Source organism: Citrobacter sp. A316 (genome assembly GCF_002042945.1).
In the GTDB taxonomy this organism is placed as follows: Bacteria; Pseudomonadota; Gammaproteobacteria; order Enterobacterales; family Enterobacteriaceae; genus Citrobacter; species Citrobacter portucalensis.
The window spans coordinates 1-13,873 of the sequence record NZ_MVFZ01000037.1 but is presented as its reverse complement, the minus strand read 5'-3'; the positions used below and the strand labels follow the sequence as shown (position 1 = coordinate 13,873).

Here is a 13,873-nt window from a genome sequence, read left to right as displayed (position 1 = left end):
AATCGGAACCCTGAAGGGAACCCCCGATTTTTTCCTGGACGGTTCGGCAGCGGCGCGGTGAGGTGGCAAAAATAAATTCACAATATGTAAATATAGTCTGGCTGAACCGGGCCTGTTTTGCTATAATCATTATCAGAAACAGGGCGTTAAAGCCCAAACGGACACCCGCCGTTTTCGGGATGGATAGAGCTATGAAAAACAACTCACATTATGAAAATGTTATTCTTCCTATACAGGAAGAAACAAAATTCATTAACAATAAAATTAATTCCTTCCTGAATCCATCCAACGAACTTAAAACCATATTAGAGTGTGTAGCGCGTCACTACCCCAATGGAATATCAGAGGTACTGATACCAGCTATGGATGATGAGAAAATTAAATCTTTGTCATATATCGAACTTGATAATTTAAGCCGCCGCGTAAATTTTTTGATATCGACCGGGTATGCAAAATACTTTCATTATAGTGAAACATATCTACTAAAAATTCGAAGCGAGTGTAGAAAGAGATACGAACAGGTTATTAGAGATGGCTATCGGGTACTGGATCATGCTGGTAACGTCATTGCTTACTATGGTTATGTAAAAGGGCAATATAAGCTTATCGAAGTAAATGCATAATAATAGGCACGGAGTTTGAACCGGGCAATATCTTCCATACGACAGCGGCGCGGGGATGTCGTAAAAAAAAGTCACAATATGTAAATATAACCTGGTTAAATCGGGCCTGTTTTGCTATAATTATTATCAGAAACAGGGCATTAGGCCCACACGGACACCCGCCGTAATCCGGGATGGAATATAAGATGAGCGACTCACCAGAAGTTTTAATCAAAGAAGAAACAACCGAAATCGGGCGACTGATTTTTCATACCCTGTTATTTAGAAATTATTGCCAGTATGCCAATTCCGCATCCCTGATATTTATGCAGCGCTTTTGTGACAAATATGAAGCTGGTAACTGGAACTATTTTAAAGTTGGTCGTAATAGCGGTTTTATGTGTCCTGATACGGATGAATTTTATCATTTCAACATGCCGAATTACTTCTCTGGAAATGTGTCTGCTGAAGCAGCGGGAATTATCGTGACAATCTTTGTCCTGCAAGCCTGTTTTAATGACGCATGGGAGCGGGAGGATAGCGACCTTTGCGATCACTACCGTGAGGCTATGGATACCCTGAAAGATTACGCTGCCACGACTGATGAATCGCGGAGTATTTTTAGGGCTATTGACTGACAGCTACGCCCCCATTGTTGGGGGCTATTCTGAAACAGAAGCCGGGCATTACGCCCACACGGACACCCGCCGTTATCCGGGATGGAGTACCTAACATGAATATCTCACCTCTGACTGTTGCCAGTCCTGATTCTGATGCTACCCCTCTCACCAATGATCAAATCGACGATCTGTATTACTACGTTTGCCAGCACGGACAGTTCACAGATGACATGAACCGTTTTTATTGGACTATCGAAGAGGCTGAAGAAGAAACAGCTTTTTTCAATGGCATACCTGACTACACAAGTGTGTTCATCAATGAGGAACGCTGGCCTGTCGCTGCGGCTGCTCCTATGGACAATCTTTATTATCTGTTGGGTTAATGGAGTCAACACCATGAAAACATTTAAGACCGCTTCCAGAGCATTACTGTCCGATCTCAACGCAGGCCGCGACCCGGCGATGGCTTTTGATGATGCATTAAAAGATTTAAACCGACATGACCGCGATTGCATGATGTTATGCCGTAGTGAAATTGATGGGACTGTATCCCCTAAGTTCATTGAAATGCAGGTCAGAGGCAGACTGGAGTATGTCGTTACGCTTAAGTTAGAAAACGGGGAAGACGTTCGCTCGCGCTATCCGTACCGCCTCCGCGATGAAGCGTTTTCCTTACTTGAAAGTTATTGCATTAACGGCAAATCTGCCACGTTGACAATTGAGTAAGGCGACCCCATGAACGGTAAAGCAAATAAAGGCGGTCAGCTCGGAATTAACGGGCAGCAATACAAAGGTGGTCAGTTTTTACCTGCCAGTAAGCGCACTGTAAAAGGGCAGCATCGAGTCAGTAAATCAAGTAACAAACCGCGCTCATACCTCACTGAACCCGGAAAGGTAGAACTGCTTCCACCAGGTAAAAAAGCAATCTTCGGCACAATCAGGGCATTCGTTCAGGTTGAGAACGGAACGATGGCAATCACCGCCAGTGACCACTCGCTCAGCGCTTACGGCTACACCCGCGACTCGATGCAGGCACTTGTAGACCAGTACAACAACGGAGAGCGGCTAGTCGCCACCCCTGACCATAACGAGGCTGATAATGTTTACTAAATTTATCCCCCTGGTATTTCCCGCGCACCTTGTCGAACAAGGCCGCGAACGTCTGGCTCAATCCGATCCGCAAATTGTCGATGCGACACTTACGGTATTTGCTTACGTGATGAAAGCAATGGGCTACGCTCCCTCACTCCATCCGGCAGGTTGTGTTCTGACGGCTACCTGCCAGAACTGCCGAAGCTCATATTCGCAACGGTTCGAAAAGCGTTACCACTACTACTGGGCTTGCCCTCACTGCCAGACCATCACAGACGGAATGTTTATGGCCGCGATATGGAACCAGCGAGAAGAAAACCGGCTCACCACCACGAAGGGTGAGGAATTCTGGCACTCTGAGGGGCGCACGGTCTATGACCGTAAACACAGACAATCCTATGAAGTGGATGACCGGGGAAACCTGACGCAGGATGATATTCCAGACTACGTACTGGGGCGCATCGATACTGCTCAACTGGACGATGCAGAACGTCGCCGGTTAGCCTGGATAAAAAGCGCCGACTGATTCAGAGGCAGGTAAACGCCAGAATTTATATTTACATATTGTGAATATTTTCTGGCGTTTTTTTATGTCTGCGATTATAATTAGTATCAGAAACAGGGCATTACGCCCACACGGACACCCGCCGTAATCCGGGATGGAGTTGCAGTCATGGTTGAAGCACGTAATTGCGTTGCAGTATCCGTTTTTTCCAGAAATGGCGTCAAAGCCCTTCACTTTTCCGGCATTCCAAAACTATCCGGGCATAAAGGTACGCTCAATTTTCCTTTTGATGAAAACGCCAGCCTGTTTGCGCAGGTCGAAAAAATCATGCTGGCAAACAATATGTGCCACAACGTCACCCGTGTAGAGCCTCTGCGCCACAACGAAACGGAAAGCGTCTATTCCGTCACCTATAACCGACGTCTGCTGAAAAGCGCCGTCAGTCATTAATGTACCAACTGCCGGGCTGATGCCCGGCACTATGCAGCACCGTTCACCATAACCGGGTATCACACCCAAACGGACACCCGCCGTCATCCGGGAAGGAGAAATAACAATGGTTGGCACACCTGAAGAAGTTCTGGCATACCTGCAACAAGTTTACCCTGACACCGTGATTTCAGTTATCGTCTGGACGCGCAGTGAAGTGCGCGACGTGGCGGAACGCCACGGTTACACGCTTACGGATGAGGAAACGGATTCTGTTCTCTACGATCTGGCGCACAATGAAAATCATGAATATGGCGAAAATGAACAATCAGCCTACGGCTACATTTGCGCCCTGAAAAACGCCGAACCGGAAAACTTTATATGCTCCTGACCTACATTACGGATATCAAAGCAGGCGAACCCGATATCCTGACCCCACTGAAACACTATCCGCTTGTGATCCGCTCGCTCGATGGCGAAACGCTGCATACACAGGCCGCGCCAGTTCAGGGATGGACTCACGACACCCTGACGGCGGTACAGCCACAGGGCATGAATGAGGGCGCGGAAGCGTACCTGAATGCACACTGGATAGGCTCGACTGAAGTCTGATGATAACCCCGCGCTGCGGGGTTTTTTCTATGCTCGGGCCAATGAAGACCGGGATTCTCCCGGTCTGCTATATGGCATGCCCCTGACGGGTACGGCCTGCGCTTTGCGTGATTTTGCGCATGCGCAAAATCATCCTTCGGACGGACGGCCTCATGCAAGCACACTCCAGACATGTTAGTGCGGCTGTAGTATCATAAAATTATTAGACGCTATTATTGAATCAATAACAGTCTTCAAAATTAGGAGTGATTTATGAGAAAAGTATCTGTATTTACTAACGGCAGTAACCGAGCGATAAGAATACCGCGTGATATGGATTTTGAAGGAGTGAGCGAATTAGCGATCTCCAGAGAGGGAGATACCATTACTCTCAGGCCAGTGCGTCCTAGTTGGGCAAGTCTGAAAGACGTTGAAAAAGCAGACCCTGACTTTTTAGTTGAGCGAAATTCCGTTATAGAAGATAAAGACTAAAAGCGTCTTTAGCTGTCCTTCGCTTCCCTTCTGGCCGTAGCAAAACGACAGATTCCTCTCAGATATTCCTATCAGCAGCTCGATTACGGGCTGAACACTCACAACCCATCAATGCAAATGCATTGCACAATGCACTTGCATTGCGCAATGCATTTGCATTATACTAGCTCTGCTCATGAGAGCACTCGCGAAAATGCGACTTACTTAGAAGAGGAAAACCCTGCGGCTTGGCAAACCGATTGCTCTAGAAAATAAGAGACTGGGTAAATGAAATGAACTATTCCTGGCGGGTTAGGCTCCGCCCCTTGTGATAGAGGAGAAGGGAATGAAAGAGGTTCGAAAAATGGCAACTCAAATATTAAATAGTGCGGACGTGTCACTGCGCGCTGAGTCCCGACTCACTGAACGCAGCCAGACTACGATTCCAGCAGCAATACGCGATGCTTTGCATCTCAAGCCAGGTGAGTCCATTCACTATACCTTGCTTGCGGGTGGTAAAGTTATCATGTCACGAAAGGATGAAGAACAGGACGATCCGGTTGTATCACAGTTTCTGGCTTTTCTTGAAAACGACATGAAGAAAAATCCACAGAATATTGCCCCTGTTCCGGCATTCTTCTGGGAAAGCATCAAAGCATTAACTGCTGGAGTTGAGGTTGATTTAGACGCGCCGCTTACTGATGATTAACAAATAAAAAACAGTGGTGCAAGTATGGAATACTTAGAAATAAATGGTTGGAAAATCTGCTTTCATAAATGCTTTTTGGATCAGATTGCAGAACTCGCGCAGAAGGTAGCTGAATTAAAAGCGGCAAAACCTAGCGAATACCACACCAAAAAAGAAACAAAACTCCTTCGGGCGATTGAACGTGTAATTGAAGAATGGATTGCGTCAGATCCACTCAATCCTCAGTATCGTCAGGGAGAAACTCTAGGCGACGAGTATAAACACTGGTTCCGCGTAAAGTTTTTACAACAGTTCCGTTTGTTTTTCCGTTGTAGCCAGGAGCACAAAACTATCATCATTGGTTGGGTAAATGATTTTGGTACGCTTCGGGCATACGGTTCGAAAACGGATGCTTATAAAGTGTTTGCTGCAATGTTGAACGCAGGTAATCCACCGGATGACTGGGACAAACTTCTCAACGCGGCAACGAAAGCCACGGCTAAAGCCAGTATTCCAGATTTTCTCACCAGGCAACCCTGACTTATTACCTTTGTGAGGCCGTTCTCCGGTTGTGCCGGAGATGCCTCTGTCAGTTTTTTTAACGGGGTGTGTTTATGGCGAACGTGTTTTGTTCATATTTCATCACCGGCTTAATTTCTAAACCTTCCAAATACGGGGCATGGCCCCCTTCGGCTCCTGACCAGCTAAAGCTGTTCAGTCGTCAAGCCCAACTCCGCTAGGGGGCTGCTGCGCACCCCCCAATCTACGCCGAACCCGCAAGCGGTTTCGTGCCTGACGGCTATGGTCTGATGGCGAAGGTCAACGGCGAGGCTCACAGCGACCGTTCCGGTCACGTCGCCTTAACCGCGACGGCGCAGCCGCCACTCTGAAGCGAGATTAAAAAAAATAGCGTGACGCGTAACGGGATAAACTCGGGCATGAAATCACCGGCGCTTGCAGGGGTACATTCTGGGCGGGAGGCAAAAGGTCAAAGGGCGGTCTAACATGGGGGATGGCTCCCTGCGGGAACCCTCCCCCATGCGGCAGGGTACTGGCAGGAGAGCCGTCAAGGATAAAAATCGGAACCCTGAAGGGAACCCCCGATTTTTTCCTGGACGGTTCGGCAGCGGCGCGGGGAGGTGGCAAAAATAAATTCACAATATGTAAATACAGCCTGGTTAAACCGGGCCTGTTTTGCTATAATTATTATCAGAAACAGGGCATTAGGCCCACACGGACACCCGCCGTTTTCGGGAAGGAGCATTTTATGTCTACACAAGTTGCTATTAATACTCGTCGTATGCTGGCTAGCAATATTTATGTGGGATTGCAAATTTTGGTCGATGAGGAATTTCTCACAGTTACCCTGGTTGAAAAGGGGGAATACTGCGGTCAAGAGGTCATTGAAGTTGATTTTGATTGGCCTGAAAATTGCCAGGCTACGCATGCCGGTTTTTATACGCCAGGCGAGGTTGTTAAAGTACACAGTTCCTCAAATCAGGTTCTTTGTATCTGACCCATGTTAAAAGGCCGCATAGTCGGCCTTGCCTTGTATATTGTCTCGGGTATTAAACCCAAACGGACACCCGCCGTAATTCGGGAGGAAATGAACCATGAATACATCAGCCATAAAATTTGTTGCTTCTCCATACGAACCCGGCGTATCAGTTCGGGAAGATATCTCCAATAATTTGTTAAAGATCATTGCTCATGGGCGTATGGCTTATAAAGAGCCTGATAGCAGACTTGATTATTATTACCTTGATGAAAGCATAGAAATTACTGGTATTTCTGACATTACATCTGCCGTTCTGCTTGCAGATCATCTTTATAAAAATAATGCCTGGGGATATAGAAATCCTGACATTGATTATTCATGCGATTTTTTTGATGGTGAGGACGCAGGCCCACAGTCATTTAATTTGCAGTATCTTGAAATTCTCGATCGCTACGGTAAGCGAGTTATGAGCGCCAGCCATTGCTTTAAAAAAGCGGGTTTATTATGGGAAACATGCATTGTTTCAGAGGCGAGCAAAAACGCGGCCCTTGATCAAATGAGAGTGTTAGCTCTCCAGGCGTCAGAAGAACGGCGCGGAGATAATTATGATTCTGCTCGATGGCTGGATATGAAAGCTGAAAAACTCCAGTCCCGTTTTGTTACCTCCCGTTATAACCGCCAGGCGATCCTTGATGAACTGGAAAAGTCTTCTGCTATGAAACCGCAGGCGCAAAGTCTGCACCTGTTGATGGCGCTGGCCAAGTCTAGTGTGGCCATATACGGATTACCATTCTGACCAACCTGCCCGGCGATGCCGGGCTTTATTTCTTCATCCGAAGGATACACCCGATAAAGGGGCTTACTATGCAAAGACGAGAAACTAAGTACGAAGAAGCACATCGCTGGAACGCTGAATATGATGCCATATTGCCGAATGTTGCAGCCATTCCCGGATTATGGGCGGTTACGGGCGACAATATGCAACGTAACGCGTTGTTATGGGCGCACGGTGAAGCACTTAAAATGAATGCTGAGCATGACGCGCTGCGCAGTCAGGCCGCAAATGATATCAGTAAATAAATTTACATAATGTGAATTTGTGATGTGTAATGGCGGTAAGATAAGTTATAATAAGTCTCAGAAACAGGGCATTACGCCCACACGGACACCCGCCGTAATCCGGGACGGAGTAACATCATGACTACCGCCGTTAATCCAGAAGTGATCTGCGAATTTGCCTCATCCAGTGAGGTTATCCCTTCCATTTCAATCGAAAATATTCTGACTCGCGCGGCCTATGCGATGACCACCTTTGCGGATGGCCTGGCAAAGCTTCGCGAAGCACAGCAGTTAATGAAGGACGCCACAGATGACAAAATGTATGGCTATATCGAAGTAGTTCGAAATGGCCTGGGCGGTTCAAGCGATGACGCAACACTCAAACGCATGAAACGCCTGCTTGATGCGGGGATCTGGTCACGCCTGATGAATGAAACCGGCATGAAAACCCTGATGAGTCACAAGCAGATTGACGAATGGGAAAAGCAGCTCGATACGGAAAACATGCCGGAAGCAACGCTTGATAATATTCTTACTTCCTTCCGCGCTTTAAACCAGGACAAAGGGCAGATTTTTGAGCAGGGCGTGACAGATGTATTTAAAAAATTATCCTGGGATTACAAAACTAACTGCCCGTGCAAAATCGGCAAAAAAATCATTGTTAATAGTATGGTCGGCTCCGCTTACAGCAAGAACTGTTATTACGTGACGGATGAGGGCCGGAATAAACTCAATGATCTGGAAAAAATGATGAGCATTCTCGATGGCCGTAACGTTCCCGATCACCGCATAGCAGCAGGCGCACAATTTTATGAATTCACCCGCGAAAATATGTGGAACGGTGAAAATTTCGAACATGAATACTTCACGGTGAAATATTTCAAAGCCCGAACCGGCCACATCATTTTCAAACGTCTGGATTTGGTTGATAAGCTTAATGACATTATCAGCCGTCAATATGGTACGGTGCTCCCGTCCCGCGTATAACCCCGGATGCCGCCTGTATCAGGCGGCGTTTTACCCTTCAAATTATTATTTACATATTGTGAATCTAAGGTGTAATTAAATACGCAATCTGCTATAATCAACCTATTAAACAGGGCATTACGCCAAAACGGACACCCGCCGTTATTCGGGATGGAATACGCTCATGAATCTGATTTCCCGCCTTACTGATGCTCTCAACACGAAAATTGCTGAACTGGTTGAAATCCGTCAAAAGCAGCAGGCGCGGATTCTGAAAGCCTTTTCAGACCTTAACAACGGGATTGAACCTAACGAAGATCGGAACGGTCGCCTGCATGCTCCCTGCGACGGTTACGAACACTTTGAAACTGGCGAGCTGTATGGCAAGGGCCAGTTTATCGTAATGCCCGAATATGATGACTGGTATTCACCGGCAAGCTATCCGGGCAAATCCTATGATCCTAATACCCGCTTTAAGGGCTTAACGGCTGACTATCAGGAAACGGTTAAACTGATGGAGTCGTTTGGCCTGCGCGTTAAAACCGGACGCCGCTGGCTTGAAAGCGGCCAGGAATATTGTTATTTCACCGTCACAGGACATAAACCGCTAATCGGCGCTATTGCGAAGACGGTCGCAGCAATCCAGGCGGAACAGCGTGAGCACGAAAGGCAATTTAAGGGTGCGGCGCCCACCGGAAAGGCCACCGTAAAAGCGACGTTAAAAGGCGTGAAAATGGTCGAGTCTGGTTTTGGTCGCAGTATTCGCCTGGTCCCGAAAATGATTATCACGCTCGATAACGGGGCGACGGCGTATGGAACGATGCCAAAAGTCCTGGCCGACCAGGACGCGAAAGCCGGTCATACGTTTACGCTGAAAGCTACTTTTGAGCAGGATAAAAACGACAAAACACACGCCTATTTCACCCGGCCTGTCGTATTGAGTGAAGGTGATAAAAATGCTTAAGCGTGCATTTGACCGGGCCTCAATGAGCGTTTCATTCGGGAAAGAAGCGGCAAATCATTATTGCGAACCTTACCCACGTTCACAGGCTCTTAAGGACTGGTTTCAGGGGTTTTGTGAAGTGCTGTTTCGTCGCTGCTAAAAAAATGGCCTGCATACGGGCCTACTTTTTCCACCTGCTGATGAAGACCGGGATGTACCCGGTCTGCTATATGGCATGCCCCTGACGGGTACGGCCTGCGCTTTGCGTGATTTTGCGCATGCGCAAAATCATCCTTCGGACATACGGCCTCATGCGAACAACAGACCTGGCACCTGTGCGGTGGCCTACGCTGTATTAATTCTGACTTGTTGAACGGGTTCACATTAGATAACAACTCTGAGAGCACCGTGCGGTGACGGCATACGCCGTGACTTCACGGTAGCCCGGCTGCATCGTTCGCAAGGGTACACTTCGTTGCCACCCTCACCCGTTCGCAGCCTACACGGTGCATTCAGCCCGTGTAGGCTTTGCGCTGCGGCTTGCGGTGTCACCCTTGCGCCCTCAGCTTTTCGCCGGTCTTCTGTGTCGCCACGGCGATGCCGGAACCGAGAATATTTTTACTATTGGCGATATTGAGGGATTTATGATTGGTACAGCAAGAGAAGTTATTTCAGAAATGCTGAAACATTCCGATTTGGACAGTAAGCGTTTTGTTTTTGCAACATGGGATCGTGACGATATCCGCTCTACGTGCCTTGACTGGGATCTAAGCGATGATGAACTGGATGAGACACTTAGAAGGGTGAATATAAATCTGGAGTGTGGGGGGGATATCGGACAGATACATCAAATAGTGAATGAAATTCTCGATGAGCGAAGATCAAAACGAACCGTGGAAATACCCGCCTCATCACTGGAAATAATTATGGAATTAGCCGAAAAGGAAATAAAACGTTTTACAGACCAAGTTGAGCATGAAGGTGGCAATAAAACCCAAATTCTCAACAACGAAAGAGGCGTGATGGACAGTTTACGAGATGCCCTAAATACCTGATTGTTTAGCCCCCCCCTAAAAAGGGAGGGCTGCCCGGCCAATGAAGACCGCCTTCGCGCGGTCTGCTATATGGCATGCCCCTGTCGGGTACGGCCTGCGCTTTGCGTGATTTTGCGCATGCGCAAAATCATCCTTCGGACTGACGGCCTCATGCAAACGTCAAAACCTCTCTTCAGTTGCCTGCGGCAACTGTACTGAGTTAGATTTGGTTTGCTGTCAGTATTGAATTTTTCTGCTCGCGCTTTTAGCGTTACGCGTCACGTTAATAATTATCCAGGGAAATTCCACGGCTTGGCTGGAGAAATAGTTTTCGTGTAGACCATCGAGGTTTGTTTGCAGTGATGTTTCCAGTTCGGCGTTTATCACCGGCTGAATTTCTAAACCTTCCAAATACGGGGCGTGGCCCCCTTCGGCTCCTGACCAGCTAAAGCTGTTCAGTCGTCAAGCCCAACTCCGCTAGGGGGCTGCTGCGCACCCCCCAATCTACGCCGAACCCGCAAGCGGTTTCGTGCCTGACGGCTATGGTCTGATGGCGAAGGTCAACGGCGAGGCTCACAGCGACCGTTCCGGTCACGTCGCCTTAACCGCGACGGCACAGCCGCCGCTCTGAAGCGAGAAAAAATAATCCCTCCACAATATTCACTCATCCTGTCGGGAGTTGATAATGCTAATGTACGCATACATTAGCATTATCTTGATGTGTTCAATCTTTGTCCTGACGGGATGCCTTAACACCTGCCTGATAGATTCGCTTTACACGTTGAATTTCTGCCAGTGTTCCCGTCCAGTGCTGCACAGCGGCATGACGATATCTGGCGGCCATTTGTTCCACGGCCTCCGGGTTGCTATCCGTGCTACGGCGACTCCGGCCCTTTTCACCAAAAACTTCCACTATCAGCCATTGGCTCCCTGTTCTGCCGAATAGCGCATTACACAGCCTCTTTACAGTAAGCGGGGTTAAATCCGGGTCAGGGTCGTAAGCGATTGTGGCAAAAATAAAGCGCAACATTTCTGAGGTTTTGTAACGCTTTACCGCAGCCGCCAGACGAGCGGCACGTTGAGGTGCTTCCCATCGATCGTCACTGTAATTAGCTACTTCAGCAAGATAATCCTTTTCGAGGTTTTCAGCCGTGTAACACCTACCACCTAGAAACATACGCATGGACTCTTTAGTTTCATCTCTCATGCCACATGTCCTATTTAAACGCTAATGTACGCGTACACTAGCGTTAATTCACAACCATCGCAAGTAACGGGATAAGTACGGGCATGAAATTACCGGCGCTTGCAGGAGTGCATTCTGGGCGGGAGTCAAAAGGCTAAAGGGCGGTCTAACATGGGGGATGGCTCCCTGCGGGAACCCTCCCCCATGCGGCAGGGTACTGGCAGGAGAGCCGTCAAGGATAAAAATCGGAACCCTAAAGGGAACCCCCGATTTTTTCCTGGACGGTTCGGCAGCGGTGCGGTGAGGTGGCAAAAATAAATTCACAATATGTAAATATAGCCTGGTTGAACCGGGCTTGTTTTGCTATAATTGCTATTAGAAACAGGGTATTAGGCCCACACGGACACCCGCCGTAATTCGGGAGAGGTTTAAAAAATGAGTACAATTCATAAAGGCGCTCTTGTTGTTGGTCAGATTGTAGAAACCGGTCGCAATGGTCGCGCAGTCATAACCCGCGTTCATGATCGCAGCAATAAAGATTCTGTCATAGAACTGGTCGGGGAGGGCGCAATTGTCAGACTGGGAAATGCAGCCTTTGATCTGGTGTATTTCTCTGGCGAACGTTCCCGGTTTGTTTCTGAGTGCATTATTCGCGGCGGTTTGCCGTGGATCGTACATACAGAAGTGGTGACTGAGGCTGTACTGGAAAACCTTAAAAAATCCGCAGACGACAAGGAACGGCAGGACGCTGAGGCTAAAGCTCGCGAAGATGCAGCCTTTGCACTGGAAAAAAGCCGCTTGCAGGAAGCGCCAGAATATAAACACCTTAAAAAGGTGGCTGACAATAAAGGTAAATGCGAGGCCGCTACAGTCAGCAGTAACATTCGCGCTGAGTTAAAAAAAGCTTTTCCCGGTGTGAAATTTTCCGTCAAAAAACTCAGTTTTGATTGTGTGCAGATTTCCTGGACAGATGGCCCGATCAAAACAGAAGTGGAAGCAATCTCTGATAAGTATGAAGACGGGCATTTTAACTCGATGGAGGATATTTATGAATACAACACTAGCCCGTTCAATGTTGTGTATGGTGGCGTTAAGTATGTTACTACTCGCCGCGATTACAGCGATGAATTACTTGAAAAAGGAATTGTGCAGGCCCGTAAACAGTTTGGTAAAGATTTGGTTCCTGAAGACTGTAATGCGGAAATGTACCGAAGCGGAGCATTATCGAAACTGTCACGCGAATATTTCATGTATGGATTTGAAACGGAACTGAGAAGAATTATCGCACAAATTAAGGCGTAAGCCTTGAGAAGGGCCGGGCTGCTCGAACAGCCCGGAGAACTTAACACAGGAGGTCTGAGTTATGTCACAGAGTCATATTAACCAATTAGCCTTACAAATGGCAAGCGGTGAAAAAACTACAATACCCGCCATGAAAATGAAAGATTTTAAAGTGCTGCTTTGGCGTATCGAATACTTCCAAAGGCGAGCACAATAATCAAAGACCCATAACATGGAAAGCAGGCATTAAGCCTGCTTTTTTTATGCTGATGTAGTTCCTTCTGTTATATTTTTCCCGTTTTCGGAAGTGAGATCAGCCAGGCATTTATCCATTTCCTTAATCGCATCTTTAAACGCCTTAACTAAGTTATCCGTAATATCTACCGATTGGTTAAGCCCCTCCAGTAACTCTTTTTTCTCCCTGTATTCATCCAGAAGATTAACCGGAACCTGAAACTGGAACTTTTTCTTTAAAGTTGAACCTTTCGGTTTGATCACTGCCATTTGATTACTCCTTTATGATATGAATTTGTATCATAGACGTGTCGCGGAAGGGATACAAGATGGAGTCAACACCACAACGCCAGCGCTCTGCTGCTGAGCCGTTCCCGCCGTCCGGTGCGGTGCTGGCACATCGCCCCGATGTTGCGCCGGAACGTGACTACAGGCAGGGGGCGCACTGCTGCGCAGATACGCCCCGCATTCAGTCAGCCACCGCCGCCGCGCCAGCGTTCTGCTGCTGAGCCGTTCCCGCCGTCCGGTGCGGGGCTGGCACATCGCCCCTATGTTGCGCCGGAACGTGACCGCAGGCAGGGGGCGCACTGCTGCGCAGATACGCCCCGCATTCAGTCAGCCACCGCCGCCGCGCCAGCGTTCTGCTGCTGAGCCGTTCCCGCCGTCCGGTGCGG

General features: G+C 48.1%; 24 protein-coding genes. 22 read left to right on the top strand and 2 right to left on the bottom strand.

The features are described from left to right. Window positions 1-191: 191 nt before the first annotated feature. The 19 genes from BZK41_RS26520 to BZK41_RS26430 all read left to right on the top strand — a co-directional run bounded on the left by BZK41_RS26520 (window position 192) and on the right by BZK41_RS26430 (window position 10,519). Entirely contained in the window at window positions 192-623 is a 432-nt protein-coding gene (locus tag BZK41_RS26520; protein WP_079940151.1) for a hypothetical protein, read from the top strand. A 185-nt stretch (window positions 624-808) separates the two neighbouring features. Continuing rightward, a complete protein-coding gene (locus BZK41_RS26515) occupies window positions 809-1,240 on the top strand; it encodes an antirestriction protein (protein ID WP_079940150.1) in 432 nt (143 codons plus the stop codon). A 95-nt stretch (window positions 1,241-1,335) separates the two neighbouring features. After that, window positions 1,336-1,605 (top strand): hypothetical protein, encoded by a 270-nt coding sequence (locus BZK41_RS26510; RefSeq protein ID WP_136138504.1) that lies wholly within the window; start codon window positions 1,336-1,338, stop codon window positions 1,603-1,605. A 13-nt stretch (window positions 1,606-1,618) separates the two neighbouring features. Then, window positions 1,619-1,948 (top strand): hypothetical protein, encoded by a 330-nt coding sequence (locus BZK41_RS26505; protein ID WP_079940148.1) that lies wholly within the window; start codon window positions 1,619-1,621, stop codon window positions 1,946-1,948. Between the two features lie 9 nt (window positions 1,949-1,957). Continuing rightward, complete coding sequence (locus tag BZK41_RS26500) at window positions 1,958-2,332, top strand: hypothetical protein (RefSeq protein ID WP_079940147.1); 375 nt, start codon at window positions 1,958-1,960, stop codon at window positions 2,330-2,332. Next, window positions 2,322-2,840, top strand: a complete 519-nt coding sequence (locus BZK41_RS26495) for a hypothetical protein (protein ID WP_079940146.1) — start codon at window positions 2,322-2,324, stop codon at window positions 2,838-2,840. The genes BZK41_RS26500 and BZK41_RS26495 overlap by 11 nt, the downstream gene beginning before the upstream one ends. Window positions 2,841-2,987: 147 nt before the next feature. Then, window positions 2,988-3,269 (top strand): hypothetical protein, encoded by a 282-nt coding sequence (locus BZK41_RS26490; RefSeq protein WP_079940145.1) that lies wholly within the window; start codon window positions 2,988-2,990, stop codon window positions 3,267-3,269. Window positions 3,270-3,375: 106 nt separating this feature from the next. Then, on the top strand, window positions 3,376-3,639 hold the full coding sequence (locus BZK41_RS26485; RefSeq protein ID WP_044702670.1) for a DUF1380 family protein: 264 nt from the start codon (window positions 3,376-3,378) through the stop codon (window positions 3,637-3,639). Next, a complete protein-coding gene (locus tag BZK41_RS26480) occupies window positions 3,630-3,860 on the top strand; it encodes a hypothetical protein (RefSeq protein ID WP_079940144.1) in 231 nt (76 codons plus the stop codon). Before BZK41_RS26485 ends, BZK41_RS26480 begins: the two co-directional genes overlap by 10 nt. A gap of 252 nt (window positions 3,861-4,112) precedes the next feature. Next, window positions 4,113-4,331, top strand: coding sequence for a type II toxin-antitoxin system VapB family antitoxin (gene vapB / locus BZK41_RS26475; protein ID WP_079940143.1), 219 nt, complete (start codon window positions 4,113-4,115; stop codon window positions 4,329-4,331). Between the two features lie 343 nt (window positions 4,332-4,674). Then, window positions 4,675-5,019, top strand: coding sequence for a type II toxin-antitoxin system PrlF family antitoxin (locus BZK41_RS26470; protein WP_079940153.1), 345 nt, complete (start codon window positions 4,675-4,677; stop codon window positions 5,017-5,019). Window positions 5,020-5,043: 24 nt separating this feature from the next. After that, a complete protein-coding gene (locus BZK41_RS26465; protein WP_079940142.1) occupies window positions 5,044-5,538 on the top strand; it encodes a type II toxin-antitoxin system YhaV family toxin in 495 nt (164 codons plus the stop codon). Window positions 5,539-6,265: 727 nt separating this feature from the next. After that, the gene (locus BZK41_RS26460) at window positions 6,266-6,514 is read left to right on the top strand and encodes a hypothetical protein (RefSeq protein WP_079940141.1); all 249 of its coding nucleotides are present in this window, start codon (window positions 6,266-6,268) and stop codon (window positions 6,512-6,514) included. Between the two features lie 97 nt (window positions 6,515-6,611). Then, window positions 6,612-7,292 carry a hypothetical protein gene (locus tag BZK41_RS26455; RefSeq protein ID WP_079940140.1) on the top strand — a complete coding sequence of 227 codons (681 nt, stop codon included), beginning with the start codon at window positions 6,612-6,614 and terminating at the stop codon, window positions 7,290-7,292. Between the two features lie 68 nt (window positions 7,293-7,360). Continuing rightward, the gene (locus tag BZK41_RS26450) at window positions 7,361-7,576 is read left to right on the top strand and encodes a hypothetical protein (RefSeq protein WP_079940139.1); all 216 of its coding nucleotides are present in this window, start codon (window positions 7,361-7,363) and stop codon (window positions 7,574-7,576) included. 117 nt (window positions 7,577-7,693) lie between these two features. Next, complete coding sequence (locus BZK41_RS26445; RefSeq protein ID WP_079940138.1) at window positions 7,694-8,542, top strand: DUF4942 domain-containing protein; 849 nt, start codon at window positions 7,694-7,696, stop codon at window positions 8,540-8,542. A 163-nt stretch (window positions 8,543-8,705) separates the two neighbouring features. Then, window positions 8,706-9,485 (top strand): hypothetical protein, encoded by a 780-nt coding sequence (locus BZK41_RS26440; protein WP_079940137.1) that lies wholly within the window; start codon window positions 8,706-8,708, stop codon window positions 9,483-9,485. Then, window positions 9,478-9,624 (top strand): hypothetical protein, encoded by a 147-nt coding sequence (locus tag BZK41_RS27345; RefSeq protein ID WP_172313308.1) that lies wholly within the window; start codon window positions 9,478-9,480, stop codon window positions 9,622-9,624. Before BZK41_RS26440 ends, BZK41_RS27345 begins: the two co-directional genes overlap by 8 nt. Before the next feature lie 394 nt (window positions 9,625-10,018). Next, window positions 10,019-10,519, top strand: a complete 501-nt coding sequence (locus tag BZK41_RS26430; RefSeq protein WP_172313305.1) for a DUF1380 family protein — start codon at window positions 10,019-10,021, stop codon at window positions 10,517-10,519. Between the two features lie 703 nt (window positions 10,520-11,222). On the opposite strand, the gene BZK41_RS26425 is transcribed toward BZK41_RS26430, so the two are convergent. Continuing rightward, window positions 11,223-11,705 (bottom strand): hypothetical protein, encoded by a 483-nt coding sequence (locus BZK41_RS26425; protein WP_079940135.1) that lies wholly within the window; start codon window positions 11,703-11,705, stop codon window positions 11,223-11,225. A gap of 414 nt (window positions 11,706-12,119) precedes the next feature. Here BZK41_RS26425 and BZK41_RS26420 point away from each other — a divergent pair, with 414 nt between their 5' ends. Further along, on the top strand, window positions 12,120-12,986 hold the full coding sequence (locus tag BZK41_RS26420) for an LPD29 domain-containing protein (protein ID WP_079940134.1): 867 nt from the start codon (window positions 12,120-12,122) through the stop codon (window positions 12,984-12,986). A gap of 61 nt (window positions 12,987-13,047) precedes the next feature. Beyond that, window positions 13,048-13,182, top strand: coding sequence for a hypothetical protein (locus BZK41_RS27715; RefSeq protein WP_260533048.1), 135 nt, complete (start codon window positions 13,048-13,050; stop codon window positions 13,180-13,182). A gap of 44 nt (window positions 13,183-13,226) precedes the next feature. Here the strand turns inward: BZK41_RS27715 and BZK41_RS26415 are convergent, their stop codons facing one another. Then, complete coding sequence (locus BZK41_RS26415) at window positions 13,227-13,469, bottom strand: hypothetical protein (RefSeq protein WP_079940133.1); 243 nt, start codon at window positions 13,467-13,469, stop codon at window positions 13,227-13,229. Between the two features lie 59 nt (window positions 13,470-13,528). Here BZK41_RS26415 and BZK41_RS26410 point away from each other — a divergent pair, with 59 nt between their 5' ends. Continuing rightward, window positions 13,529-13,708, top strand: a complete 180-nt coding sequence (locus BZK41_RS26410; protein WP_079940132.1) for a hypothetical protein — start codon at window positions 13,529-13,531, stop codon at window positions 13,706-13,708. The last annotated feature ends 165 nt before the right edge of the window (window positions 13,709-13,873 follow it).

Bases quoted from the DNA above. Each gene is read 5' to 3' on its own strand.
- BZK41_RS26470 (WP_079940153.1), top strand. From the start codon at position 4,675: ATGGCAACTCAAATATTAAATAGTGCGGACGTGTCACTGCGCGCTGAG.
- BZK41_RS27345 (WP_172313308.1), top strand. From the start codon at position 9,478: ATGCTTAAGCGTGCATTTGACCGGGCCTCAATGAGCGTTTCATTCGGG.
- BZK41_RS26520 (WP_079940151.1), top strand. From the start codon at position 192: ATGAAAAACAACTCACATTATGAAAATGTTATTCTTCCTATACAGGAA.
- vapB (WP_079940143.1), top strand. From the start codon at position 4,113: ATGAGAAAAGTATCTGTATTTACTAACGGCAGTAACCGAGCGATAAGA.
- BZK41_RS27715 (WP_260533048.1), top strand. From the start codon at position 13,048: ATGTCACAGAGTCATATTAACCAATTAGCCTTACAAATGGCAAGCGGT.
- BZK41_RS26425 (WP_079940135.1), bottom strand. From the start codon at position 11,705: ATGAGAGATGAAACTAAAGAGTCCATGCGTATGTTTCTAGGTGGTAGG.
- BZK41_RS26485 (WP_044702670.1), top strand. From the start codon at position 3,376: ATGGTTGGCACACCTGAAGAAGTTCTGGCATACCTGCAACAAGTTTAC.
- BZK41_RS26455 (WP_079940140.1), top strand. From the start codon at position 6,612: ATGAATACATCAGCCATAAAATTTGTTGCTTCTCCATACGAACCCGGC.
- BZK41_RS26515 (WP_079940150.1), top strand. From the start codon at position 809: ATGAGCGACTCACCAGAAGTTTTAATCAAAGAAGAAACAACCGAAATC.
- BZK41_RS26415 (WP_079940133.1), bottom strand. From the start codon at position 13,469: ATGGCAGTGATCAAACCGAAAGGTTCAACTTTAAAGAAAAAGTTCCAG.
- BZK41_RS26500 (WP_079940147.1), top strand. From the start codon at position 1,958: ATGAACGGTAAAGCAAATAAAGGCGGTCAGCTCGGAATTAACGGGCAG.
- BZK41_RS26440 (WP_079940137.1), top strand. From the start codon at position 8,706: ATGAATCTGATTTCCCGCCTTACTGATGCTCTCAACACGAAAATTGCT.
- BZK41_RS26505 (WP_079940148.1), top strand. From the start codon at position 1,619: ATGAAAACATTTAAGACCGCTTCCAGAGCATTACTGTCCGATCTCAAC.
- BZK41_RS26450 (WP_079940139.1), top strand. From the start codon at position 7,361: ATGCAAAGACGAGAAACTAAGTACGAAGAAGCACATCGCTGGAACGCT.
- BZK41_RS26445 (WP_079940138.1), top strand. From the start codon at position 7,694: ATGACTACCGCCGTTAATCCAGAAGTGATCTGCGAATTTGCCTCATCC.
- BZK41_RS26510 (WP_136138504.1), top strand. From the start codon at position 1,336: ATGAATATCTCACCTCTGACTGTTGCCAGTCCTGATTCTGATGCTACC.
- BZK41_RS26465 (WP_079940142.1), top strand. From the start codon at position 5,044: ATGGAATACTTAGAAATAAATGGTTGGAAAATCTGCTTTCATAAATGC.
- BZK41_RS26480 (WP_079940144.1), top strand. From the start codon at position 3,630: ATGCTCCTGACCTACATTACGGATATCAAAGCAGGCGAACCCGATATC.
- BZK41_RS26420 (WP_079940134.1), top strand. From the start codon at position 12,120: ATGAGTACAATTCATAAAGGCGCTCTTGTTGTTGGTCAGATTGTAGAA.
- BZK41_RS26460 (WP_079940141.1), top strand. From the start codon at position 6,266: ATGTCTACACAAGTTGCTATTAATACTCGTCGTATGCTGGCTAGCAAT.
- BZK41_RS26495 (WP_079940146.1), top strand. From the start codon at position 2,322: ATGTTTACTAAATTTATCCCCCTGGTATTTCCCGCGCACCTTGTCGAA.
- BZK41_RS26490 (WP_079940145.1), top strand. From the start codon at position 2,988: ATGGTTGAAGCACGTAATTGCGTTGCAGTATCCGTTTTTTCCAGAAAT.
- BZK41_RS26410 (WP_079940132.1), top strand. From the start codon at position 13,529: ATGGAGTCAACACCACAACGCCAGCGCTCTGCTGCTGAGCCGTTCCCG.